Origin of the sequence: Spirosoma foliorum (assembly GCF_014117325.1) — a bacterium.
GTDB classification, from domain to species: Bacteria; Bacteroidota; Bacteroidia; order Cytophagales; family Spirosomataceae; genus Spirosoma; species Spirosoma foliorum.
The window spans coordinates 2,354,285-2,378,732 of record NZ_CP059732.1; the positions used below are offsets into that span (position 1 = coordinate 2,354,285).

A 24,448-nucleotide genomic window follows, 5' to 3' on the forward strand; every position below is an offset into this window, starting at 1 on the left:
ATGCAGAATGTATGATGGATAATGTATGATGAACAGTGGATAGTTAATTGCGATTCATTATCCATTGTTCATTACACATTATCCATTAATTATGCACCCGCAGGGTACCAGACGTGAGATTGGAGTCGATGATATAAATGGTTAGCGGCTGTTTGGCTGGTCCCGAAACTACTTTCCCGTTGGTATCGAAACGAGAAAGATCGAGCGGGCAATAAAACTGATTATCAGCTGCTTTGTAGACCAGCTTTGTCCCTTCATACGTGCATTTCGCTGAAACGGCTACGTATTTTCCATCTTTAGTCTGAACGACCATGACATTATCGACAATCACATAACCGCCTTTAACAAGCAGGTTCTGGTTGGCATTGTCATTCAAACTAAGTGTAAAATCAACTTTTTGGGCAGGATCTGGCGTTGGGTCAGAGCTTCCCTGTCCGGCACAACCGGCCATACTGCGTGTCAGGATAATTGACCCGATACTGGTGCCAACAAGTTTCAGAAACGCCTGTCGGGGCATTGTTGGTTGATCTGTGGATGGAAGGGTAGTTTCCATAACGGTTTTCGCGTACTTTTGTGGCATCACGCCGTTCAGGGTGTAAATATGCGTTATTTTTTGTCATTCAACGACAGCGAACAAAGACGTTTGCAGGGCGGTTACCCAATTATTAATTATGGAAGAAGCGAAAGTTATCATCAATCCGATTTCGCCGGATAAAGTTGCCGAGGCACCGGGCCTGCTGGAGTATGCGCACACAGCGGGTAGCGCTATTATCCGTCCTGAAGACAAGGGCAAGATCACCGGACGCGCCGTGGCGGCCATGCGCGAACAAACCGACATGCAACTCAGCCAACTGTACAAGCAAATGCAGTTACTGGCCGAGCAGGCAACAGCTATTCGGAATCGAGTCGAAATATCGGAGCGTATTTATTCCGCCCAGATGAATTTCGAACCCGTTGTTGGGCATACCTATCATTTTTATCAGCGCAAAAACGGCACCGATCTGCTATCCATGATTGGTCCAAACGAGTGGGGCCGCAAGTTTCCATTTGAGCGCTGCCTCGCCACTGTCCGCATGATGGCCGATCATACCTGGGATGTGCAGTATCACGAAACAGAATTTTCAACGACTGAATAATTTTCATTGAGTGATTGAGTGAATGAGTGATTGAGTGCTTTGTCGCTGGTTTTTCACTCAATCACTCAATCACTTATTCACTCAATACAAAATGCAAAGCAATTACCCCTGGGAAACCATTAAAGAATACGAGGAGATTCTGTTTAGCTATTACGACGGAATTGCCAAAATCAGTATCAATCGTCCACACAAGCGTAATGCTTTTACGCCCCTGACGGTCAGGGAAATGTCGGAAGCGATGGAAATTGCTCGGCAGGACGAACGCGTTGGTGTCGTTATCCTCACAGGTGAAGGGGGAGAAGCATTCTGCTCTGGGGGCGATCAGTCGGTTCGTGGGCACGGGGGCTATGTTGGTGAAGACAAAGTTCCTCGTTTGAATGTCCTGGATCTGCAAATGCAAATCCGGCGGATTCCCAAGCCTGTTATTGCAATGGTGGCCGGTTACGCGATTGGTGGTGGTCACGTTTTGCACGTTGTCTGTGACCTGAGTATTGCGGCCGAAAATGCCCGTTTTGGTCAAACAGGACCTAAAGTCGGCTCGTTCGATGGGGGGTTTGGTGCATCGTATCTGGCGCGGGTTGTCGGTCAGAAAAAAGCCCGCGAAATCTGGTTCTTGTGTGATCAGTACGACGCACAGGAGGCTTTAGATATGGGCCTGGTTAACAAAGTTGTTCCCCTCGATCAACTGGAAGAAACAACCATTGCCTGGTGCCGTAAAATCCTGGATAAAAGTCCAATTGCGCTCCGTATGCTGAAAGCTTCGTTCAATGCGGAACTGGATGGGCAGGCGGGTATTCAGCAATTGGCTGGTGATGCTACCTTGCTCTATTATCTTTCTGAAGAAGCGAAAGAAGGTAAAGATGCCTTCCTGGAAAAGCGCAAACCCGACTTCAGCAAGTTTCCGAAGTTTCCCTAATAAACAGCGGGTTAAGCCTGCTTCGTTGTAAAAGCTCTACCAAGAGCGTATAAATCGCTGTTTGGTAGGGCTTTTTTCTGAAATGGACGGATTGCACTTTATAGAATTTTCAGAACGATCAGGAGAGGTAAGGAAGCTAATACACCTAGCGAGCATACTAATGTAATCATCCGTTTCCGATGATCGCGCCACTCCTGCCAGCGATAAGTTGTTAATCCACAAAGTAGTATCTGTAAGGCTGGGATAAAGAAATATACGGGTCCCATGACAACAATTCCATAGCCCAAGCCATCATGGGCAAAGTAAGTAACCTTCCCAATAATAGTAAGCGACCAGATGATAAAGCCAATGAGCGAGGCCCATGAATAGGTATTCTGCCAGTTAAATCGTGATGTTTTAGTTGTCATAGTTAATTGTATAGGTGAGGTTGAATTAGGCGCTTGTAGTAAGGTGTAACGAACAAAAAAGTACGTTATGAAAGCGACCGACTTCTGTAAGTAACAACCGTAGAAACCGCGTGCTGGTTACTTTAGGAAGTAGCTTATATACGATTACTATGACTTACTTTCGACTCCTTTTGCTGGTGCTACTTGCGCAAGTAGCTGTAGCTCAGGGATCCAACTCTACGCTGAATCAAGATCCTGTTTTTACAACAATTCTGAAACGTCGGCTTAAATATCCTCGCCAGGCCCAGTTATCAAATCGGTATAATCGGGTTTTTGCTGGATTTAACGTTGACGATAGAGGGCGTGTTCAGGATATTTCAATTCTGAATCATAGTGTCGAAGGCGATTACGTGGGCTTTGAACAAACGATCATAACCGCTTTAAAAAAGCTACCATCGCTGAATCTACGGTATACTGGAAGTTATATTTTACCGATTTCGTTTATCCTGGTCGACTACCGACAAAAGGACAGGCAATTTGTCCCTAAAGACACCTTGTATGTTCAGGATTTGGCAGGCCGCGTTATCCTGAATGAAATTAAAGTTTTGGGGAGTAACGTAAATAGTAGCGAGCGAATCTTATCGGGGAGGACCTATTAAATCCTTTAACTAAGCCGAGTTTTCGTAGGCAGGATAACCCGTTAACGAGGTACATGTAGCCTGTCAACGTGGTGTCGGTTTTGAGAAACCGACACCACGTTGAGGAGCAATAACATACTATATTCGGTAAAATGCCGGATAAGCGGCAGAATAATTTGAAAATCTGCCGTTCACCGCTGCTTTTGTCTGACCATTTTTGCGCAAAAACGTGTAGTTTTACCGTACAGCGTTCATCCTCATATACATAAGCGATCATGTCTACTCGTAGGAACTTCTTCCGCCAAACCGCAGCCGCAGCCACGGGTGCCCTGACTCTCCCGCAATTTTTACCCGAAACAGTTGCCAGCCCTATTTCCACGGCTGATGTTGGACTAAAATCCGCGGCTCAATGGGCGCAGGATGAGGATTTCTGGTCGTGGGTGAAATCAGAGTACACCGTATCGCCTACGTTGCTTAATCTAAACAATGGCGGTGTTTGTCCGCAACCAAAAGTTGTTCAGGATGCCCACATCCGATTTTACCAGTATTGTAACGAAGCCCCCTCGTATTATATGTGGCGGATACTGGATCAGGGTCGCGAATCGCTGCGTGAAAAACTGGCCGATTTAGGCGGCTGCTCACCCGAAGAAATCGCCATTAATCGGAACGCTACCGAAGGCTTGAACACGGTTATTTTTGGCCTGAATCTGAAAGCAGGTGATGAGGTTGTACTCACCAAACAGGATTACCCGAACATGCTCAACGCCTGGAAACAGCGCGAAAAACGCGATGGTATCAAGCTGGTGTTTCTGGACTTAGAACTGCCCAGTGAGGACGATAAGTACTTGACGGAGCAGTACGTCAAGGCGTTCACTCCCCGAACCAAAGTAGTTCATATTACCCACATGATCAACTGGATCGGGCAGGTGATGCCTGTCCGAAAAATAGCCGATGAAGCTCACAAGCGCGGTATTGAGGTGATTGCTGATGGTGCGCACTCGTTTGCGTTATTCGATTTTAAAATTCCTGATCTTGGTGCCGATTACTATGCTACCAGCCTGCACAAGTGGCTCTGTGCGCCTTTTGGTAGCGGCATGTTATACATTAAGCAGAACAAGATTCGCAACATCTGGGCACTGCTATCGAACAACGAACCCGATGGCCCGGACATTCGTAAATTCGAGAGTCTGGGTACGCGATCGTTTGCCTCCGAAATGGCTATCGGTACTGCCGTTGATTTCCACAACAGCATTGGCACAGCCCGTAAGTTTGTCAGAGCCCATTACCTCAAAAATTACTGGATGGAACGGGTGAAAGATGTGCCTGGGGTAAAGCTTCATACATCACTCAAACCAGAATTTGCGGGTGCTGTTGGCTTGTTTTCCATCGATGGCATGAAAACCAGCGAAGTAGACGGGCAGTTGTTGAACAAGTATAAAATTCATACAACGGGCATCGATTGGGAAAACATTCATGGCGTAAGAGTAACCCCCCACGTGTATCATTCCCCCAAAGATCTCGACCGATTGGTGGTAGCTATTACGCAAATAGCGGAGAAACAGGCTGTTGCCAGCAAGCAGAAAAAGAGCTAGAGTAGAAAAATAGAACGCGGATTTTTATGATTGCTATGGTTGATCCTAACTGATCACGGCAATCATAAAAATCCGCGTTCTATTTTTAACGAATAACATGGTATACCCAATGGATGAGATTAGATGGGGAATTATTGGTTGCGGAGACGTGACCGAAGTGAAAAGTGGACCGGCTTTTACTAAAGTTCCGAATTCGAGTTTGGTGGCAGTTATGCGGAGAGATGCCGGGAAAGCCGCCGATTACGCCCAACGACATAACGTGCCCACCTGGTACGACGATGCCGATGCTCTGATCAATGACCCCAACGTCAACGCGGTCTATGTAGCTACGCCACCTGATACGCATGCTGAGTACGCCATTCGGGCAATGCGCGCTGGGAAACCCGTTTACGTAGAAAAACCAATGGCCCGAAATGCTGCCGAATGTGAAGCTATGAATCAGGTCAGTCGGGAAACGGGTATGCCACTATTAGTTGCCTATTACCGCCGGGCGTTGCCGTATTTTCTGAAGATAAAAGAGTTGATCGATACGAAAGTTATTGGCGACATTCGGTACGTTCGGATTCAGTTGAATTGGCAACCCTATGACGAAGAAGTAGGGGAGAACGCGAAACCCAGATGGCGGGTCGATCCTGACATATCGGGTGGCGGCCATTTCCACGATCTGGCCTCTCACCAATTCGATTATCTGGAATATGTGCTTGGCCCTATCAAAACGGCCAGCGGAATTGCTCGAAATCAGGCAGGCTTGTATCAGGCCGATGATATTGTTGTGGCCAATTTCGAATTCGAGTCCGGTGTTTTGGGAACCGGAACCTGGTGCTATACTGTGAATAAAGAACAGCGCATTGAAGAAACGGAACTTATTGGCTCTAAAGGAAAGATTTCATTTTCCTTTTTTACGATGAATCTCATCAAAGTAGAAACGGAAGCAGGACTTGTTGAGTACACCATTCCAGCCCCAGAAAATATACAACACCCCCTTATTGAATCGATCGTGAACCAACTTCGGGGCGGTGGAAAAAGCTCTAGTACGGGCGAAACAGGCGCGCGGGCTAATATGGTTCTGGATTGGATTACAGCACGTTAACAAGTAGAGACGCAACCCTGTGCGTCTCTTTTCCTAATTGGATAAATGTTGCTGACGCATAGGAGACGCAAGGGATTGCGTCTCTACATTGCCTGAAAATATTTTACATACAAATGCAGAATTAATAAACTCATTTTACATACATTTGAAGAATTAATAGGTTTGGCATTTATGATTATAAACCTATAAGGTCTCTAAGACCTTATAGGTTTTAACTGTCCATAAGTCAATGAAGGGGAGTAACCTAGGGGAATTTGAAGAATTGGTGCTGCTGACGATTGCCGCACTCGTTAACGACGCCTATAGTGTAGCCGTTTGCGATGAACTGGAAAAACATACGGGTCGGGCTGCGAAGCTAGGCGTTGTGCACGCTGTGCTGAATCGATTGGAAGAGAAGGGGTTGGTGAAAAGCCGAATGGGCGAAGCAACTAACACACGGGGAGGAAAGCGCAAGCGCTATTACGAAGTTACGCACGCGGGTAAAATTGCCTTGACCAATGCCAAAGAAGTTCGTGAATCACTCTGGCGGATTATTCCCGGATTCAATCTGGAAGGCTCAATATGAATCGATTTATTAATCAAAACGACCGTACAGACTCCGATAAACCAGACAGTCCCAAACCGCCCCGTTGGGCGCAGGACCTGTTGCGTTGGTATTGCCGCCCTGCCTTGCTTGAAGATCTACAGGGCGACCTTAACGAATATTTCGAGCGTAATCTAAAAACGAAAGGCGCTAAACGCGCCCGCCTTATTTACTGCCTGGATGCCCTAAAATTCTTCCGACCTTATACTGTTCGCAAACCCGATTTTATTAATCTTCTCATTCACTGGATCATGATTGGCAGCTACCTCAAAACCTCCCGGCGCAGTCTGGTGCGCAACAAATTATTTTCCTTCATTAACATCTTCGGGCTGGCCGTTAGCATGTCGGTGGGCTTACTTGTTATTTCTATAATCTCCGATTTTCTTTCGTACGATGATTTTCAGCTGAAGAGGGATAGAACCTATCGAGTCATTACTACATTTCAGAATTTAGATCAGCCTGCGGTGGAGTTGGCCTCTACTTCCGTAAAGGTTGGTCAGGAAATTCGGAAAACGGTAGCAGGCATAGAAGAACTGACGATTCTTCGCAATGGGTTCTCGGGGGATGCTCATGTGGGAGAAACGGTTGTGCCATTCGATGCCTACTGGGCAGATGACTCATTCTTTAAGGTATTTTCATTTCCCTTGCTAAAAGGCGATCCGGCTACGGCTCTCAAAGAACCCTATTCGTTGGTGTTAACTGAAAAAACGGCCAAAAAACTGTTCGGAGATGTTGACCCACTAGGCAAGAATGTACGTTTTGATTCACTGAATTATACGGTTACTGGTATTGCGAAAGACGTACCTAAACTATCGCATTTACGCTTTGAAGCCCTTGTTTCGTTTGCTACGGCCGATGCGTTGTTAGCTAAAAAAGATCCTAATTTTTATAGCTGGGAAAACGTCTGGCAGAACTATGTCTATATGGTTCTGCCATCAACCAGTAATCCTGAATCGCTACAACTGGCCCTTGATAAACTAAGTAAGAAGGAGAATGCTGCCATAAAGAATAGAAAGTATACTGTTGCGCTTCAGTCATTAAACGAAGTCGTATTAAGTAGGCGGCTCGATAACGCAATTGGACCCAGCATGAGGCCCATTGTCATGTGGATTTTAGCTGGTCTGGCGTTCATTATTATCCTCTCGGCCTGTTTTAATTACACGAACCTCTCGATCGCCCGTTCACTCCGGCGATCCCGTGAAGTAGGCATTCGTAAAATTATAGGTGCGATGAAAAGCCACGTGTTAGGGCAGTTTATGGCGGAATCAGTAATTATTGCCCTGATGGCCCTGGTGTTTTCATTTGGCTTGTTTTTGTTCTTACGCGCTCAATTTCTAGCATTAGACCCACATATCGGTGATCTGCTTTTACTTGAATTATCGCCCCGAATCATTCTCTACTTTCTGGTCTTCGCCATGTTGGTTGGCCTTGCCGCCGGATTTTTGCCCGCCCTGTTTTTCTCCCGAATTAGTGCCCTTCAGGTGATAAAGGACGTTTCAAGCGTCAAAGTATTTCAACGGGTTAGTATCCGTAAAGCGTTGATCGTCATCCAATATACATTCTCGTTGATATTTATTGCCACCACCCTGATTGGCTATAATCAATACCGGGGACTTGTTCTGTTCGACCTGGGCTTTACGACTGAAAATATTTTGAATATCCGGTTGCAGGGCAATAAAGGAAATATAGTAGCCAAAGAGTTATCGGAAATTCCGGCTGTTCGGGAAATTTCCCAATCGATGATGATAACAAGCCTGGGCAGTATTCATGGCACCAGTATGAAATATACCGATCCCCGAGATTCGGCAATGGTTTGGCTCAATCTGGTTGATGAACACTATTTACCTGTACACAATCATAAGATGGTGGCTGGTAAAAACTTTACGTTGCGCCCGAAGAAAGGAGAAGAAAGTGAAGTCATCGTGAATGAGCAGGTACTAAAACGGTTCAATATTGCCAATAGAAACCCTGAAAAAGCGCTGGGTAAAGTGGTAACTGTGGATGGCAACAAACTCACTATCGTAGGCGTGCTAAAGGATTTTCACTACGGAACGATGGAAAAGAAGATTGAGCCCGTCATGTTCCGGTACTCAGCCGATGAGCCCTGGGGGTATCTGAATGTGAAGATTGCCTCCACCGATTTACCTGCTACTATGGCAAGTATCGACAATATCTGGCGCAAGATCGACAAAGTTCATCCCCTGGAGGCCAAATTCTATGATGATCAGATTGAAGAGGCTTACAGTCAGTTCTCCGTCATGGTGAAGGTAATTGGCTTCATTGCCTTTCTGGCCATCTGCATTGCCTCACTAGGCTTGTTTGGCATGGTTGTGTTCACCACCGAAACCCGATTAAAGGAAATCAGCATCCGGAAAGTACTGGGAGCAACCGAAGGTGGTCTGGTTTTCTTGCTCAGTAGAGGATTTTTAGGCCTGTTACTGATCGCTAGCTTAGTCGCCCTACCAGTTACCTACTTCTTCTTTGACAAAGTTGTTCTAACCAATTTCGCCTACCACCAGCCTATCGGACTGAGTGAATTGCTGATTGGTGTAGTGGTGGTGATGGTGTTGGCCTTTTTACTGATCGGTTCCCAAACGTTAAAAGCCGCCAGAAACAATCCGGCTAAGGTGTTGAAGAGCGAGTAGAGACGCAACCCCTTGCGTCTCCTGACCGGATGGTTTTGCTGACGCATAGGAGACGCAATACCTTGCGTCTCTACGTGCGAACCGACCGATACCAAAAGCCAACGGCCCCCAGCCAACCCAGCACCAGCCACACGCCTACGGGAACTCCAAACATAATAGCTAAAAGACCGCCAATAAACGTAGCGAGTACGCCCGACAGCCAGCGGTCTGGTATGATGTTTCGACCATAAGCGAGGCTATGCATGAATAATAAAGCACCCCAGCCCGTTAACCAGAGCCGGATGATATACTCGAAACCAATGTCGGAGGGGCAGTTGCGAAGTAAAATCAGGAGTTCGGGTAACCAGATGATGCCGTAAGTGAGCGCATATCGGCGTAATCGCTGTAACCACGACAGAGGCAGATTGGGTAAGAGAAGCAGATACTTTTGCTCAAATTCGCTGATTTGATTGCCTACTTGCGAATGCCCTAAAATAGCGAGCAACAACCCAATCAACAAGAGACGCTGGTCGTAATCGTCAGTGGGGTACAGACGGCAGACACCGGCTAGTAGTAATCCTGAAAAAGCTTTTGTCAACAGGAATGAGAGCGGTTCATACCGTAGCCAGAAAGTGGGAAAAAACAGCTCGTAAGGGAGTCGAACTGTTAAATGCGGTAAACGAATTGATTCGGGATTAGGGTGTCGAAGCCGATAATCAGCCGCAGCTGCTCCCGTTCCAATCAGGGCCAGCATAACGAGGACAATAGCACTAAGCGAATCCCATTTCTGATAATGGACAGCCATTTGTACCATCCAGCCTGCATACGCAATAATAGGTAATAACAGACCCGTTTGTATCGCCAACCAGAGCGCCCAGCGTGTAGGTTTTGGTACGAGCCAGAACGTCTGCAGAAAAAAATGCTCTGGAGCCGTTAATTCCTGCCAGATGAACGAGATGGTTTTCAGGAGATATAATCCCCACAGAACGAATACAATAGCCAGAAAAAACGGTGAACCCAATGCGGCAGTAATAAGCGCTTTATGTTCCGTGGCACTTAGAAAGCCAAAGGCTAAAAGAAGTATTACCAGAAACGTACCTGCATTTTTGGCGTAAAAGGGACCAATCAGGAGTTTGTTTAGGAACGTCAGCATTTATAATTCACTTTGTGTAATGACTCCCGAACTCACCTGCCAGACACTGGTTATCGATAAGCCTGTCAGGCTAACGTCCTGATGAGAAGTCAGCAAAAAAGAAACGTGCTGCTCATCCCGAAGCTGTCGCACATAGGTAAAGAGCCTTTCGGTGGTTGCTACGTCTAAGGTTGTTAGCGGCTCGTCGAGCAGAATTAGGCGGGGTGTTCCGAGGAAGGCTAGCAGCAGCGATAACTTCTTGAGCATACCACTCGAAAACTGTCCCGTTGGCTTAGTCCAGAAGGCATCCACACCCAACAGCTCGCCTAAGGCATCTACTTGACCAGCGGGCGATTGTTTGGCTTTGCCAACAAATGCAACCAGATCGCGGGCTGTCAGGAAAGAGGGGTAAAGTGGCTCTGCTTCAGCGTAGTTGACCCGCATTCGATAATCGATCGGATTCTGCGTGATCTCGTAGTTGTTGTCCAGAACAATTTCTCCCGAAAAGGGCAGTAAGCCAGCTACCGTTCGGAAAAATGTTGTTTTGCCAGAGCCATTTCCGCCCCGGAAATAGTGGATGCCCGCTGCTAAATGCAGTTCCGGGACCGTTAGGGCAATATGCCCATTATAGGCTTTAGTGAGGTTAGAGACGGTGAGCAACTTTTGAATGATGAATGATGAATTATAAATGACGAATGATGCGGTTGACAAAATTCATCATTCATCATTTATAATTCATCATTATCATTTACCATTTTACGCTTAATCGCACACCGCCCATGCCATTTCGGCCGGGGGCTGCATTGTAATAGCGGTTCCCAACGGCGTTCAGATCATAGCCGAGAGAGTAACTTCTGTCCAGTAGATTATCGCCACTGGCATATACATCAAGCATCCAGTGTTGCCCCATATTTCGCCGGAAACCGAGTGTTGCCTGTAATAATTGAGTTGGGTTCGATAAGGCGGTATTGGCATCGTTCAATGCAAATTCCAGCAGAAACTGGTAGGTCAAATGAGCGTAAAAACCTGATTTGGTTTCTGCATCGATACCCGTAATATTGGTTGTAGGCGCTACACCCGGAATACGATTGTTCGACAGATCGACGGTACCTTGTTGATAGTCGCGATACCGATAATTGATCAAGGTCAGGTTGTTCCACAATCGGAACAGAGAGAATGTCGAAGCGCTGGAAACAGACGATGGCATGACAAAATCATAGGCGACTTGCGTTTCTAATCCCGGCTGATCGGTCCGGCCAGCATTGACAAAGTAGTCGGCTCCGGCTGCATCTGACCGACGCACGATGGTTTCACGTAATTGAAGTTTGTACAGAGCTATATCGAACCGAAGCCGACTGTTGAGAACTGTTCCGCGCAGACCTACTTCATAGCTGGTTCCACGTTCGGGATTAAGGGTCGTACTGAAGCCACCGGCCGAAGGATGTATTTCCTGGCTTGATGGAGCCGAGTAGCCCGTGCTGATACTGACAAAAGCCGAGATGTTTGGCCCAAACGTGCGGAGCAGAGCCACCCGTGGTAACCAGACTGGAGTAAAATTCCGGGTGATCATAGCGGTGGGCAATCCTCCAGATCGTACCATAAACCGGGTAAAATCGTACCGGACATCATTGCGACTCAAGCCTGCCGTTAGTCGGAAATGAGCAGGCAGTTCGGTTTCCGCTTGGGCAAAAATGGTTGATTGTCTCGAAATGAGTTCTTCGTCGGTCTGGATACTATCGGGTACGCCACCCCGGTTTCCAAAATTCCGGTCGACCGTAAAGTTGCGTAAGAACTCACCTCCAATGGTTACCACCGTTGGCAATGGGCTGTTCGGGAAACGGATTTGGGTGACGGTTCGGCCCCCTATGCCCTGGTCGGTTCGTCTTTCGTAGTTCGTAATAAAGGGGTTGGCGAAGTCGGTGGTAGTGCCGAAAATGGCCGTTGTATTCTGGATACGATCACTCCAGCGATATTCGTGCGACAATCCGAAATAGCCCACTTTCTGATAAATCCCGGCGTTCTGAGCGGCACTGCTTGGGAGAGTAGCCGTTGCTGGACGAGAGGCACGAGGGTTGGCCAGAAACTGGGCTTCGGTCAGACCACCCGGTGTTTGATAGTGTAGATCTGAGTACAACGCCAACATCGAAACCGTCCGTTTGGGGCTGACATTGAATGAGCCGGTAAAGCTCAGATTGTCTCGCACCACAGCACTTTGGTCGCGGTAGCCATTTGATTGTAAATGATTGTAATTGAGCGATATGGCTGAGTTGTTTTTGCCAGTTTGCAGCACCAGTCCATTCCCGTATAATCCATAGGAGCCGCCCAGAGCCGAAAGTTCGATTGTACTTTTACCCGCTGGAACGCCCAACCCACTAAATAGAAGCGTACCGCCCGTTCCGGCACCGTACAAACTTCCCGACGGACCCTTGATAACCTCAATTCGGCCGAATGCCCGAACGTCAAGCGCATTCAGGTTGGTGTTGCCGCCCGCATCTGTAAGGGGCATTTCGTTCCAGTACGTTTTGATGTTTCGTACACCAAACGGCGACCGAATGGCACTTCCCCGAATGGCAAGCCGATAACTTCCCGGCGATCGTTCATCGGCCCGAACACCTGGTAACGTATTCAGTGCCGGAATCAACGTAGGCGCGCCAAAGCGCTGGTTCAAATCCCGACGCGTGAGCAATCCGACTGATGCTGGCGTTTCGAGTAGACGTCGATTAGTTGCGTAACCCCGCACCACAACTTCATTGAGTTGGAGCGTGTCCTCTAAGGAAGAGGCCGTAGGGGCTTGAGCGAAAAGAAATGAAGGGAAAAGAAAACCACTAATTAGCGTGAAGAGTAGGAAACGTTTGAGCATAGGGCTACAAGATAAGTAGCGCAAAAGTACAACTGAAATAAGAGAATGAATGCCGTAAAACTGGCTTCTTATTTCGGAAGTTTCACTCGATATAACCGAAATGGGTATTCCACTTTGTCTTCCCCATTATTATAGCGTTTGCCCCGATGGAGTTGGGCGGCTGTTACGTACAAATAGCCGTCGGAGCCAATGCCGAAACTATCGGGCCAAAGTAAACGATTGTCCTGCACAAGCAGTTTTAATTCTCGCTTAGGCGTAAAGTACCGAATGGCTTTATCGGGAGAGTCCGTCAGATACACATTCCCCTGTTTATCCGCAAGCATACCGTGCGAAACCCCCGTTTCACCCATTACCTCAACGTGTGCAGCTAATTCGCTGGGCGACAGGGCTGAGTTTATAAGGTAGCTAGTGGCAATGCGGAATAATTTTGTCTGGGTAATTGGTCTGAAATAGAGGTACTTGTAGTCGTGTGTCAACGCAATGCCATTGACGTTACTCTTGAATGGATTCCCTTTGTTGTCCCGCACCTCCTTTCTATCAATGGTCAGTACAAAATTCGGATCGGCCTTTGTGGAAGGATCATTTTCTAAAACGGTCCGGCTTTTGCCCGACCTGAGGTCCAGCACAACAAGGGCACCTCGTCCTGGGTCTGAGAGATACGCAACCTGTTGCTTTGAATCAACCTGAACATCATTTAGGCCAGTACGTTCGCGGGGTAAATCTTCGAATCGATAAATCTTCTCCACCTGATTCGTAGCAAGGTTTATTTTTACGAGCTTAATCCCATCCGTAAGCGCTTTCTGACCGGCAGGACTGGCGGGGTCAAGTACCCAAAGCATGTTGGATTGATCGACGAAAAGAGCCTGTACATTGATAAATCGACTTTGTGGTTTCAACGAATCCCACTGGTTCCATTCCGCATTCGGATAGGGATACCGTTTCCCTTTGATAATCTCTGCCAGACCATAATCATAGTTCGTTGGATTCTTTGGGAACGTAACAAAAATGCGGTTCTCCTGCGAAACACCTAAGCCAATGGGTTGGTGTTTGCCAAATTCGGCCACTGTTTCCAGCTTCGATTGGGCTAGTGTGAGCAGACTGTTAATCAGTAAGAATACACAAACGATATATGTTTTCATAGGAGTCGATTTCAGGCTAACTAAATTCACAAACAAGAGTAAACGGCGAAAATTCCTACCTGTTGGTATAAGAATGGGCTTTTCTCTACAAAACGAACTCAGGTAGTTAGAAAAGGTTTAGGAACCGGATTAGTTCGCTTAACATGGAGGTAAGGTCACTGATGCAGCTGTTAGTGGATACGTTGACAGTGCAAAATTCGAGAAACAGCCTCCAGGCCGCTTACTAGGTAAATTCTGTTTTTTCGTTATATTTGTTTCAAATCAAGCGGTTTACTGACCGGGAAAGTAAGGTCAGTTGTGTTCCACCATCATTCAGCTGTTACCTTGACATTTCAGGAATTTAATCTCCACGACGACCTGTTGGCCGGAGTGGATGCCATGAACTACTTAAAAGCCACACCCATTCAGGAGTTGGCGATTCCCAAAATTCTTGACGGACGCGATCTGATTGCCAGTGCTCAAACGGGTACAGGAAAAACAGCCGCTTACCTGATTCCCCTCCTTGACCGAATTTCGCACGCCGACCACGATCATACCAGTACGCTTATTCTGGTTCCAACCCGTGAGCTGGCAAAGCAGATTGATGAACAGGTTGAAGGGTTCGGTTATTTTGTGAATGCCAATAGTATTGCTATTTATGGCGGTGGAAAAGGCGATGATTGGGATAAACAACGCAAAGCCCTCGAAACGGGAGCCGATATCATTATTGCTACACCTGGCCGACTGATTGCACACATGCAACTCGGCTATGTGAAGTTCGACAAGATCGACTATCTAGTACTCGATGAAGCCGATAAAATGCTCGATATGGGCTTTTCGGATGATATTCTGAACATTGTAGCGAAACTGCCCACTAAGCGGCAAACGTTGCTTTTTTCAGCTACCATGCCCAATAAAATCCGCGAGTTTTCGAAGCGAATCCTGACTGATCCTGAAGAAATTCGACTGGCCGTTTCGAAACCAGCCGCTGGCATCGATCAACAATTCTATCTGGCCTACGATAGTCAGAAACTGCCGTTGTTGGCACATTTGATTAAAAACAGTACGAAACCCGTGCAAAGCATGGTGCTGTTTACGTCACGGAAATCGGAGGTAAACAGCATTGTGCGGGCTTTGAGTAAACTGGGTTATGACGCGCGCGGTATCAGTTCTGATCTGGAGCAAGACGACCGGGAAGTGGTTCTTCGCGATTTTAAAAACAAAGCCTTCCCAATTCTGGTCGCGACCGACGTGCTATCGAGGGGCATTGATATTGATAATCTGACACACGTCGTTAATTACGACATTCCGCGTGATGCCGAAGATTACGTTCACCGAATTGGACGAACGGCACGAGCGGCTACCACTGGTACGGCTATTACGTTTATTAGCGATCAGGATCAGAACCGTATTGTAAACATTGAACGCCTGATTGAGCGTGACGTGGACAAACAATCGATTACAGAAGCGTTAGATATGGGCAAATCGCCCATTTTTGATCCGAAACGATTTAGCGGACTACGTGGTAAAGGCGGGGCCCGTAACAATAATGGTAAAGGTGGACGCGATGGCCGTCGTGGAGGTGGGCAGCCTAGGCCAGAAGGTAGTCAACCAGTTTCGGGCGAACGGCGTGAGCGTCGTCGTGAACAGGGAGCTGATGCCGAACGTAAACCCCGCCCGGAAGGCGTAGTGGGTGTTACCGAAGGGACGCCTACTGAAATTGCGGGGGGAAGTGTGCCGCCAACTTCAGCCAATGGCGATGGGAAGGCCAGAAACAAGCGACGAAAAAAACGTCGGAAAGGGCCTAAAGGGGAAGGTCGCTCGAATGATCAGAACCAGGCACCCGCTTCAGTGCCCGCTGGAGAGTAATACCTATTTATAGGATATCTTGCCCACTCGGCATTAAATTTTCCTCAAAGGAACGGTGTTCGTAGGAAGAAATGACATTGATTAAGCTATTTCGCAATCCTTCCTGTAGTTTGCGAAATAGAAAAAATATAGCGTGAAATACGGAGTTTAGCCAGCTTATTCGTTTTAAGGGAAACATAAGTAACCAGTCTAATAAGATGCATTGTATTTCATTACGCTTCTCCCAAGAATTAACCCAGCGAATTAATCAAATGAGTATTCGAAGTACTCGCTATAAAGTAGCCTTATATACTCCTATTAGTTCTGAACATCCGCCAGAAGGACATAGCCTGACCGATGTTCAGTCAGACAATACTGTATTTGCCTTCAATATAATGTTTGAACGGAACAACCCCGAATCGGAATGGCGATTAGTAACTCCATTGAAGTTTATAGAGTAGAACCGATCAGTTTAGTTCACGAACGAGAATCTAACTTCACTACCTAGAGTAAGCACTTCATAGTACTTTTTATAGATAAGCAAATAAGGAGTACTCTCCTTAAAGATTGTGTTTGTTATTCGCTTATAGAAGTCTTTTAAAACACAGGGTTTACTGGCCACTATATGCGCTATCCCCCAACTTACGTCCCCTGAACTTAATTCTGCTTGATGGCTCAATCGTTCTAAACGAAGCGTCTAAAACGGCAAGCTCACTTTCTTAAGGAAATAGGTCAAAATCGTAAACCGTGGTATCCTAAGAAAGTGAGCTTACTCAGCTATGGAGTGTCAATATTAGGGAAGTAAAACCCGGTCAACGATGTGAACAACTCCACCAGTAGTAGAAAAATCACCCTGTGTAATTGTCGCTACATTCGTTCCATTCCCTTTTCCAAGAATAGTTACTTTATTATTACTCACGGTAAATCGAAGGCTTTCGCCTTGAGCCGTCACAATGTCTGATCCATTCTGGAATGTTTGTAAATAGGCCCGGTAATTTAGAATATGATAACTAAGCAGATTGGCTAATACTTTAGGATCAGCCGCTTTTATCGCTGCCTCGTCGGCATACCCGGCCGCTTTAAACGCTGCATTGGTAGGCGCAAACACGCTAATGCCCGTAGCTGTATTCGTGGTAGCAAGGGTTTGGATTGTACTGCCAGCCCGATCAATAGCAGCTGCCAGCAACGATAAATCAGCATTGCTCTTGACCAGATCCACAACAGTAATTGTGGGTGGTATCAGTAGCCGATCAATGATATGGATGACACTGCCCGTTGTAGCAATATTACCCTGAATGATCTTCGCATTGTTGACGGTAACAGTTTCCCCTGATTTAAAAACGACAACTCGGCTGTCGGCAAGTGTCGTTTGATAGGAAGTATTTACATTGGTTGGAAAAGCGCCCAGATCAATGCGCGAACCAATGACATGGTATCTGAGAATACGTTGTAGATCGGAGGCTTGCAATGCATTGATAGCCGTGGTAGTTGCATAACCGGCTGCTTTAAAGGCATCATCGGTTGGAGCAAATAAGGTTAGTTCACCTTTGTTTAATTCTGATCCTAAACCTGCTTTTGCAACTGCTGCAGCCAGCAAGGTTAAATTTGCTGTTTGTCCAATTGTTTCACTGACCGATACAACTGAACCGGTTGATGTGGTTCCAGTACCAGGTGTTGTAGTCGTGCCAGTACCAGGGGTAGTTGTTGTTCCGGTACCTGGGGTTGTTACCGTACCCGAACCGGGATTTGTGGTTCCTGTAGTAGGATTTGGATCGGGGGTATCGTTCTTACAACTTATCAGGAATTGCCCTGAACAAACAAAAAAAATGGCCATTAATAGCCCTAGGGTGGAGGAAACCGTTAGCTTTTTCATACGTTGATTATAAAGTTAAAAAAACGCTCAATCCAGCCGCGCGGACAACGAAGCGAGCTGAGCAAACAGAATTATTAACTTCAGTAAAAGTTAAATTGTTGTAATAGCAATCGTTGACAAATAGGTTACCATCTTGATAATGCCTTACTATCAATTGAAATAATATAATTAATTGTACAAGATTGCTTTATTTTGTACCCGTTAGTAGGAGAGTAGTATAGGATAGCAAAGATGTTAAATGATCCTTAATTGCGCTATAAAGAGTACAGTTTTGGCAATCCAGAACGTAGCGATGTAATTCTCGAAATGGGATACAGGAGCTTACTTCGCTGAGGTAGGAAATTCATTTTCTTAAGTTTTTAACCTAGTAGCTACTACTGACTTATACACCGCTCATCAAAGGAAAACAGACCTTACAAAATCAGGCCTAAGTCGGTCGTTATTTAAGCATCAATAAAAATAGATTAGCCATTTGTCGCGTTCAATTAGCATCTTTTTTATCCAATGGTAGACAAGAAGTCTATACCTCCATATTCTGCATTGACTATTGACCGCTCTAGTGACTTTGTTTGAGAAAGCCTCCTGGCTTGAATCGGCGCAGTAGTTTGTGTCGGTAGCCAAGTGTCGGGTAGTGGAAGGAATCCTTTAGCCACTTCTTAAACGGAACGTTTAGCAGAATTGATCACAATACTATCTCTGGAAGTTAATCAAGAACAATCACCGACTTCCCCATAATTTTAGTACGACGAGATTCGCGGTAGGCTTCCCTGACGTTACTAAGCGAGTACGTCTTATCCAGCACGACCTCCAGGTCAGTTTCAGCGAGCTTCGTCAACGTAGTGAGTCCGTCAACGGTTGGTTTTAGGATCAGGATTTTTAGTTTTTTTCCGGAAATGAGATTGTTAACAAACGAGTAAAGGAGCGTTAAGGGGGAGGGAAGTGTACTGACAAAGACTGCTCTTGGTTTCATTAGGCTCTTGGCCTCCTTAAATGACAGCTTGGTGGATAGGTCAATAACCGCGTCGAACTGCTGATTTAGCTGTTTGATAGCTTGCTTGGTGTAGTCGACTACAGTATCTGCCCCCCATTTTATGGCCTCTTCAACACCTTTGGTACTAACAACCGCCGTCACGCGGGCTCCTCGTTTTTTGGCAATCTGCACAGCAAATAGGCCAATTCCACCAGTAGCTCCGTTGATCAATACATCCTGTTTTGGGCCGACGGCGGCCAATTGATCAATGATTTGCAAGGCTGACAGTCCGGTTACGGGTAAGGCGGCTGCCTTTTCAAAGGAGACATTGGCAGGTTTTGGGCTAATGTCGGTCTCATGGACTGCAACGTAATTTGCCAGGGCACCACCTTTGAATACGTCCAGTAGGCCAATGACCGCATCCCCTACTTTAAAGCGGGTAACGTCGCTTCCGATTTGGTCGACAATACCCGAGAAATCGATACCTACTGATTTAGGAAATTTAGAACCCGACATCAATTTCATTTCTCCGCCGTACACCTTCCAATCCAGGGGATTAATTGAAACCGCTTTTACCCGGATCAGCAGTTGGTCTTTCTGGATACCTGGCACTACTTGCTCGACTAATTCCAGCACGCTTTCGTCGCCGAACTGGTTATACATTACTTTTTTCATGGCTATGTGTGTTCGTTTCTATACAGCAAAGGTGGACGATAGAACGAACTATAAATAGCGCAAAAAGTCGGAAAAACAGTCGAATCCGACGAGGTAGATTACGCCCTATATCGGCCCAGCAGGCGTTCTTTACGTATTATATAGAGGGTGCTAACTGTCCGATTTGGTTTGTCCGATAGGACTGATTTACGGTCACATTGGAATATTTTCCAAGATGGATCCTTCCGAGTTTTGTACCGTAATTAAATCATGCATCATGGAAAATCACCAAAAACCGATCACTGTTGGCCCTCAAGAGGGGAAAAGCGTTTCTGTCGGGGGGAGCACCTACCGAATTCTGGTTAGTGGCAAAGACACAGAAGGAGCCTTCGCAACGATTGACATGCTTATCCCTCCCGGCGGAGGGCCTGGACCACACGCCCACGCGAATTTTGAAGAATCCTTTTACGTGGTTGAAGGCGAAATCGAGGTTAGATCCGAATTTGGCAAGTATACAGCGACCAAAGGATCATTGATTACCATTCCTAAAGGGGGCGTGGTGCACGGGTTCAAGAATAAGACTGAGCAAACGGCCCATTTACTTTGCACCGTAGTACCGGCCGGTCTGGAATCGTTATTTGAGGAGATCGGCCAACCTGTTGCCCCCGGCCAGTTTCTTCCGCCACCGCTGCTGGATGCAGCCACGATTAAACACTTGCAGGCTATCGCCGAAAAGCATGGTCAGCAAGTTTTTCCACCCGATTATCTGGGGTAAAATGCACGTTACGAATACGAGTATCGCTTTGGGTTTAAGCCATAATGCTTTTCAAAAAGTCGGCTGAAGTGGCTCAGATTGGAAAAGCCCAGCTCGTAACCTACCTCTCCAACGGAAAGCTTGCCCTGTTTCAACAGAAAGGCGGCTTCCTCCATTCTGGCTTGCTGGTAATAATTGTAAATGGTGGTGCCAAACGTTTGCTTAAACAGCAGTTTTAACTTGGTTTCGCTCATGGCAGCGACCTGAGCCAGTTCGCGAATGAGCGGTGGCACGCTCAGGTCGCTAATAATCTCGTTCCGTATAAAAAGGAGTCTTTCCGCATCGGCGCTGTTGATGGTTTGATGGGCAGCACTTTCGCGTAGACACAGTTTACTAAATACCAGATAAAGCAGTTCCTGCACCTTGATTTGCATGTAAAAGTTGCTCAGAAGGTCATTCATGTCCACCGCAGCCAGGTTTTTAAGCAGCAACTTAGTCTGGGCTTCCATGCGCTCGAAAAAAAGGAAGGAATTGCCACCGCCGGAAATGGTTTGGAGTACCGAATTGGGCTCAGTGACGGCTAACAATTGGGTTAAGCGGGGTGGCGTTATGGCAACAACCACATAGTGAATTTGTTGATGGGCCGGAAAACGGATGGTTGAGCTGAGATCGTTAGACGTAACTTGGACCGCCGACTCGTCGCGCTGAGAAAACAGGATCTGGGTGTCGTCATTGAACGCAATCTGGAGTGCGTGCTCGTTATTGTAAAAAAAAACGGTGATCAGCTCATTTCCCTGGCCGGACGCATTGCGTTTGATGATCAGATCTTCCTTAAGCAAGTACCGATGTATGGTAATTTTGAAGTCTGGCCCGAATGAGAATTTACGAACGTACCCCTGGCCCAGATGATCAGGTATCACCAGGAGGCCGTTTTGTACTGTTGCCTGTATATAACGGGCAAAGTAAGTCATAAAGTCAAAATCAGGTGTGGCGCAGAAACTGAATATCATGTTGACTGAGGCTGTGTAGTCCAATGTTCAGCAATATGGCAGAATCGTACTTTACAAGTACAGCCCTAGGGTTGAAAATAAATACTCACCATTCAACGAAAAGTTAATTTTCTCAAATAAGGGTCCAAACCGCAGCATAGTAGACCTTCTCAGAAACTACCCAACTATGGGGACAAGGCTTCAGACAATTTGTCGAGGAATTAAATTGAGCAATTTCTAGTTATTTATACTTAATTTACTCCTGTGATGTGCAAAAATATAGTAGCCCTCCTTACGGTAATTATTTTTTTTATCGTCGTTTTCCAAGCCTGTACAAAAGATGAGACCACTACGACTATAGCTCCTACAGTAAGTACACCCATCCAGTCCATTACGGTCACTAATTCAATTACGAATGATACGGCTCTGCTTGGCCAGGCACTGTTTTGGGACCCAATCTTGTCGGGTGATAAAGACGTAGCCTGTGCGACCTGCCATCATCCCAATAATGCCTATACGGATGGATTAGATCTGGCCTTGGGTACCAATGCCGTTGGTTACGGACAAAACCGTCGCTTTCTAAAACCCAACGACGTACCGTTAACGAAGCGAAATACGCAGACCATACTCAATGCAGCCTTTAATGGCATGGATATAAATGGACATTATCTGTCGATGACCGCGCCAATGTTCTGGGACTCCCGTGCAAAAAGTCTCGAAAATCAACTGATCGGCCCGCTAACTACATTTGAGGAAATGCGTGGCCATGCGTACGCCGAGGCTATTACGTTAGACAGTCTAGTGGCCCGATTGACAAAAAACACTGAGTATCGCCAATTATTTCAGACCGCCTTTGGCAGTAGCCAGGCCATTACAGCGGCTAACATCAGCATCGCCATTGCAAGATTTGAGCGTACCTTATTGGCAATGAATTCACCCTACGATCAGTATCAGAAGGGGGATAAAACGGCGCTAACTGACCCGCAAATTCAGGGAATGCGGATATTCAAGGACGAGGGCTGTTCCATTTGCCATTCGGGGCCGATGTTTTCTGACTACAAACTGCACGTAATGTCAGTACCTGACAATACGCAACTGGCCGTTTCTGACGCAGGTGCGGGGGGGACCTATGCATTCCGAACGCCCTCGTTGCGAAACGTTGGGCTAACAGCCCCGTACATGCATAACGGGGTTTTTCAGACGCTAAAGCAGGTACTGAAGTTTTATGACGACATCGGCGAGCCTATTTCACAAAATCCGCATGTGCGGGCAGAGCAATTAGATGCAAATATCCAGCGAATTGCTCTGCTGCCCGCTGATCAGGATAATCTCATTGCGTTCCTGAACGCTCTAACTGATCCTACTTTTGACAAGTTCATCCCCGCGCGTGTTCCTAGTGGTCTCAATCCGGGGGGCAACATCCGGTAGGCTCATTTAGGGTCAATTTGGCTGTTTCACTTTCGTACTTTACTTTCCAAAGTACGAACAATTTTAGGCGAGTGGCTGGCTATTAGAAGGTTGTAGACTTAATCTTAACAAACGCTCCTGTCTGAGACGATTTGTAATTGGCTCCACACTAACAAGGTTGTAATTACGCATCTACCGTGACGGTTTTGTACCTTTTTTTAACGCACCCGGTTTGGCTTTGCCCGACAAGGCATCAGCTTTAAGGAAGTTTTCTTCGCAATTTTCGCGATCGGTCGGCTGTGAACACATCCGGGCGAATTTTAGGTGAAAGTGACCAGGCATTTTTATCTAAATAACCCCCATCATTAATCGCCACCCGTTTAGACGTTGCTTTGATGATGGGTAATGTTGATTGGGCGAAAAGTGATTGAACCGATACGGACAGAACTAGGAGACAGATAAATTTCATTATTGTCGTTTCTACGAATGGATGACTTCTTGTTCTACTGATTCTGTCCGTTCAAAAGTGGCTTTAAAACACCTCGCCCAGATTGAAAAACAAGCCGCGCGAACCGTCCAAACCAAAGCCGTAATCAACAGAAAGATTGGTGCGCGACACTTTATTCATTTTGATTCGAATGCCACCACCGATACCCGGCGCTATTTTTTCAAATTGCCCGCTGTTTAGTTCGGTTACTGACTGGGCATTGGCAAAAATAACACCACCTAACAGCCGGTCGCTGGTGAGGTGAAATCGGTATTCAGCTTCGGCATATAGGAAATTTTTGCCTCGAAATCGACCCTGTATATAACCCCGACCAATATTGCCTGTATTATCCCAACCCGTACTGGGGAGATCCAGAAAAGGCGGATCGCCATTTAAGGTAAAGGCATTATATGACCATAAAGCCAGAATGTTGCCTGATCGGGAAGACAAGGGAAAATACTTTCGAGCTTCTACTAAGAGCGATTTATACGAGTCATCGCTACCTAAAAACTCCCCGTTGGCCCGAAAAACCGTGTTGACGTATAGGCCCCCGTTTGGATTAATGGCGTTGCTCCGGTTGTCGTAAAGTAAATGCAGAACCGGTCCCGATGAGATCGAACGTCCCTGAACCCCATCAGAATAACGAGAAATACGGACTAGTTCACGAACACCATTAGGCCCTTGAATGTAGCTATCTATATTCCAGTGGAGGTCCAAATAATACCCGACACCCCCGTAAAAATTGGGCGCTAACCGACGTAGAAAACTCTGGTAAAACCGAAAATAGGCATAATCCATATTGATAATCCGGTCGGTAGTAGTATACATACCTAAACCATAAGTCGCTTGTGGATAATGCATTAGCCGCCAGTCATTAGTCCAGAGATAACGATTGTTCCGGCTCCAGATCATCGAATTCGCCGTCAGGATTATCTGATTATTCTGGGTGTACGACAATTGCCCGCTCATCGACGACATATTCGCATTAGGCCGTCGGAATGGGGAGTTAACGAGTACAGCAACCAGCGCACGGGTTTGCAACGTATAGCCAATCTGCGGAATAATCATCATAAACCGTTTGCCTTCCTGCAGAGATGAAGAATCGTGCGGGGTAATATGCAAACGGGGATACCAGCGTTTAACCAGGTCGGCGACATCCTGTAAATGATGCACTGGTTGGGCAATCTGGGTAGAGTCTTTTGTGCCTATTGAATCTGCCAACGGTATCTGAGCCAGACAGCAGGATAGCTTTGGTGAAACCAGAAGCAGGAAGCCCACAAACAAACGGATAACAGGTTTCATAAGTGGGACTAAAGATATCGCATAGATTGATAGACAGTATGTTATGGGGTAGATTTGTACTCATACTCCACAGGCTTACGCATACCCAA

21 protein-coding genes are annotated in these 24,448 nt (G+C 46.5%); 11 read left to right on the forward strand and 10 right to left on the reverse strand.

All coding sequences use genetic code 11. The features are described 5' to 3' along the window. Nucleotides 1-85: 85 nt before the first annotated feature. A complete protein-coding gene (locus tag H3H32_RS09660; RefSeq protein WP_182462473.1) occupies nt 86-553 on the reverse strand; it encodes a QcrA and Rieske domain-containing protein in 468 nt (155 codons plus the stop codon). A 118-nt stretch (nt 554-671) separates the two neighbouring features. Between H3H32_RS09660 and H3H32_RS09665 the strand changes: the two genes are divergently transcribed. Together H3H32_RS09665 and menB are read left to right on the forward strand one after the other, a co-directional pair. Continuing rightward, the gene (locus H3H32_RS09665; RefSeq protein ID WP_182462474.1) at nt 672-1,136 is read left to right on the forward strand and encodes a DUF2452 domain-containing protein; all 465 of its coding nucleotides are present in this window, start codon (nt 672-674) and stop codon (nt 1,134-1,136) included. Nucleotides 1,137-1,227: 91 nt separating this feature from the next. Next, nucleotides 1,228-2,052 carry a 1,4-dihydroxy-2-naphthoyl-CoA synthase gene (menB, locus tag H3H32_RS09670; RefSeq protein WP_182462475.1) on the forward strand — a complete coding sequence of 275 codons (825 nt, stop codon included), beginning with the start codon at nt 1,228-1,230 and terminating at the stop codon, nt 2,050-2,052. 98 nt (nt 2,053-2,150) lie between these two features. Here the strand turns inward: menB and H3H32_RS09675 are convergent, their stop codons facing one another. Then, a complete protein-coding gene (locus H3H32_RS09675) occupies nt 2,151-2,459 on the reverse strand; it encodes a hypothetical protein (RefSeq protein WP_182462476.1) in 309 nt (102 codons plus the stop codon). A gap of 149 nt (nt 2,460-2,608) precedes the next feature. Here H3H32_RS09675 and H3H32_RS09680 point away from each other — a divergent pair, with 149 nt between their 5' ends. From H3H32_RS09680 to H3H32_RS09700, 5 genes are all read left to right on the forward strand, one after another. Then, on the forward strand, nt 2,609-3,097 hold the full coding sequence (locus H3H32_RS09680) for an energy transducer TonB (protein WP_182462477.1): 489 nt from the start codon (nt 2,609-2,611) through the stop codon (nt 3,095-3,097). Nucleotides 3,098-3,351: 254 nt separating this feature from the next. Next, on the forward strand, nt 3,352-4,668 hold the full coding sequence (locus tag H3H32_RS09685) for an aminotransferase class V-fold PLP-dependent enzyme (protein WP_182462478.1): 1,317 nt from the start codon (nt 3,352-3,354) through the stop codon (nt 4,666-4,668). 109 nt (nt 4,669-4,777) lie between these two features. Continuing rightward, a complete protein-coding gene (locus tag H3H32_RS09690) occupies nt 4,778-5,758 on the forward strand; it encodes a Gfo/Idh/MocA family protein (RefSeq protein WP_182462479.1) in 981 nt (326 codons plus the stop codon). 229 nt (nt 5,759-5,987) lie between these two features. After that, nucleotides 5,988-6,323: a PadR family transcriptional regulator gene (locus H3H32_RS09695; protein WP_182462480.1), complete on the forward strand. Its 336-nt coding sequence runs from the start codon at nt 5,988-5,990 to the stop codon at nt 6,321-6,323. Further along, nucleotides 6,320-8,986 (forward strand): ABC transporter permease, encoded by a 2,667-nt coding sequence (locus H3H32_RS09700; RefSeq protein ID WP_220472626.1) that lies wholly within the window; start codon nt 6,320-6,322, stop codon nt 8,984-8,986. The genes H3H32_RS09695 and H3H32_RS09700 overlap by 4 nt, the downstream gene beginning before the upstream one ends. 70 nt (nt 8,987-9,056) lie before the next feature. On the opposite strand, the gene H3H32_RS09705 is transcribed toward H3H32_RS09700, so the two are convergent. The 4 genes from H3H32_RS09705 to H3H32_RS09720 form a co-directional block, all read right to left on the reverse strand. Further along, nucleotides 9,057-10,118: a hypothetical protein gene (locus H3H32_RS09705; protein ID WP_182462481.1), complete on the reverse strand. Its 1,062-nt coding sequence runs from the start codon at nt 10,116-10,118 to the stop codon at nt 9,057-9,059. Then, nucleotides 10,119-10,757 (reverse strand): ABC transporter ATP-binding protein, encoded by a 639-nt coding sequence (locus H3H32_RS09710; RefSeq protein ID WP_182462482.1) that lies wholly within the window; start codon nt 10,755-10,757, stop codon nt 10,119-10,121. Between the two features lie 88 nt (nt 10,758-10,845). Next, a complete protein-coding gene (locus H3H32_RS09715; protein ID WP_182462483.1) occupies nt 10,846-12,957 on the reverse strand; it encodes a TonB-dependent receptor in 2,112 nt (703 codons plus the stop codon). Nucleotides 12,958-13,025: 68 nt separating this feature from the next. Then, nucleotides 13,026-14,096 carry an L-dopachrome tautomerase-related protein gene (locus H3H32_RS09720; protein ID WP_182462484.1) on the reverse strand — a complete coding sequence of 357 codons (1,071 nt, stop codon included), beginning with the start codon at nt 14,094-14,096 and terminating at the stop codon, nt 13,026-13,028. Nucleotides 14,097-14,474: 378 nt separating this feature from the next. Between H3H32_RS09720 and H3H32_RS09725 the strand changes: the two genes are divergently transcribed. Both H3H32_RS09725 and H3H32_RS09730 read left to right on the forward strand, forming a co-directional pair. Then, nucleotides 14,475-15,944: a DEAD/DEAH box helicase gene (locus H3H32_RS09725; protein WP_240543818.1), complete on the forward strand. Its 1,470-nt coding sequence runs from the start codon at nt 14,475-14,477 to the stop codon at nt 15,942-15,944. Between the two features lie 251 nt (nt 15,945-16,195). Then, nucleotides 16,196-16,384: a hypothetical protein gene (locus H3H32_RS09730; protein WP_182462486.1), complete on the forward strand. Its 189-nt coding sequence runs from the start codon at nt 16,196-16,198 to the stop codon at nt 16,382-16,384. A gap of 332 nt (nt 16,385-16,716) precedes the next feature. On the opposite strand, the gene H3H32_RS09735 is transcribed toward H3H32_RS09730, so the two are convergent. Together H3H32_RS09735 and H3H32_RS09740 are read right to left on the reverse strand one after the other, a co-directional pair. Then, nucleotides 16,717-17,796, reverse strand: a complete 1,080-nt coding sequence (locus tag H3H32_RS09735) for a fasciclin domain-containing protein (protein ID WP_182462487.1) — start codon at nt 17,794-17,796, stop codon at nt 16,717-16,719. 703 nt (nt 17,797-18,499) lie between these two features. Continuing rightward, nucleotides 18,500-19,441 (reverse strand): NAD(P)-dependent alcohol dehydrogenase, encoded by a 942-nt coding sequence (locus tag H3H32_RS09740; RefSeq protein ID WP_182462488.1) that lies wholly within the window; start codon nt 19,439-19,441, stop codon nt 18,500-18,502. A gap of 256 nt (nt 19,442-19,697) precedes the next feature. Here H3H32_RS09740 and H3H32_RS09745 point away from each other — a divergent pair, with 256 nt between their 5' ends. After that, nucleotides 19,698-20,195 (forward strand): cupin domain-containing protein, encoded by a 498-nt coding sequence (locus H3H32_RS09745; protein WP_182462489.1) that lies wholly within the window; start codon nt 19,698-19,700, stop codon nt 20,193-20,195. A gap of 8 nt (nt 20,196-20,203) precedes the next feature. Here the strand turns inward: H3H32_RS09745 and H3H32_RS09750 are convergent, their stop codons facing one another. After that, a complete protein-coding gene (locus H3H32_RS09750) occupies nt 20,204-21,184 on the reverse strand; it encodes a helix-turn-helix transcriptional regulator (RefSeq protein ID WP_182462490.1) in 981 nt (326 codons plus the stop codon). A 246-nt stretch (nt 21,185-21,430) separates the two neighbouring features. Between H3H32_RS09750 and H3H32_RS09755 the strand changes: the two genes are divergently transcribed. Beyond that, the gene (locus tag H3H32_RS09755) at nt 21,431-22,591 is read left to right on the forward strand and encodes a cytochrome-c peroxidase (protein WP_182462491.1); all 1,161 of its coding nucleotides are present in this window, start codon (nt 21,431-21,433) and stop codon (nt 22,589-22,591) included. A gap of 511 nt (nt 22,592-23,102) precedes the next feature. On the opposite strand, the gene H3H32_RS09760 is transcribed toward H3H32_RS09755, so the two are convergent. Next, nucleotides 23,103-24,359, reverse strand: coding sequence for a BamA/TamA family outer membrane protein (locus tag H3H32_RS09760; protein WP_182462492.1), 1,257 nt, complete (start codon nt 24,357-24,359; stop codon nt 23,103-23,105). Between the last annotated feature and the right edge of the window lie 89 nt (nt 24,360-24,448).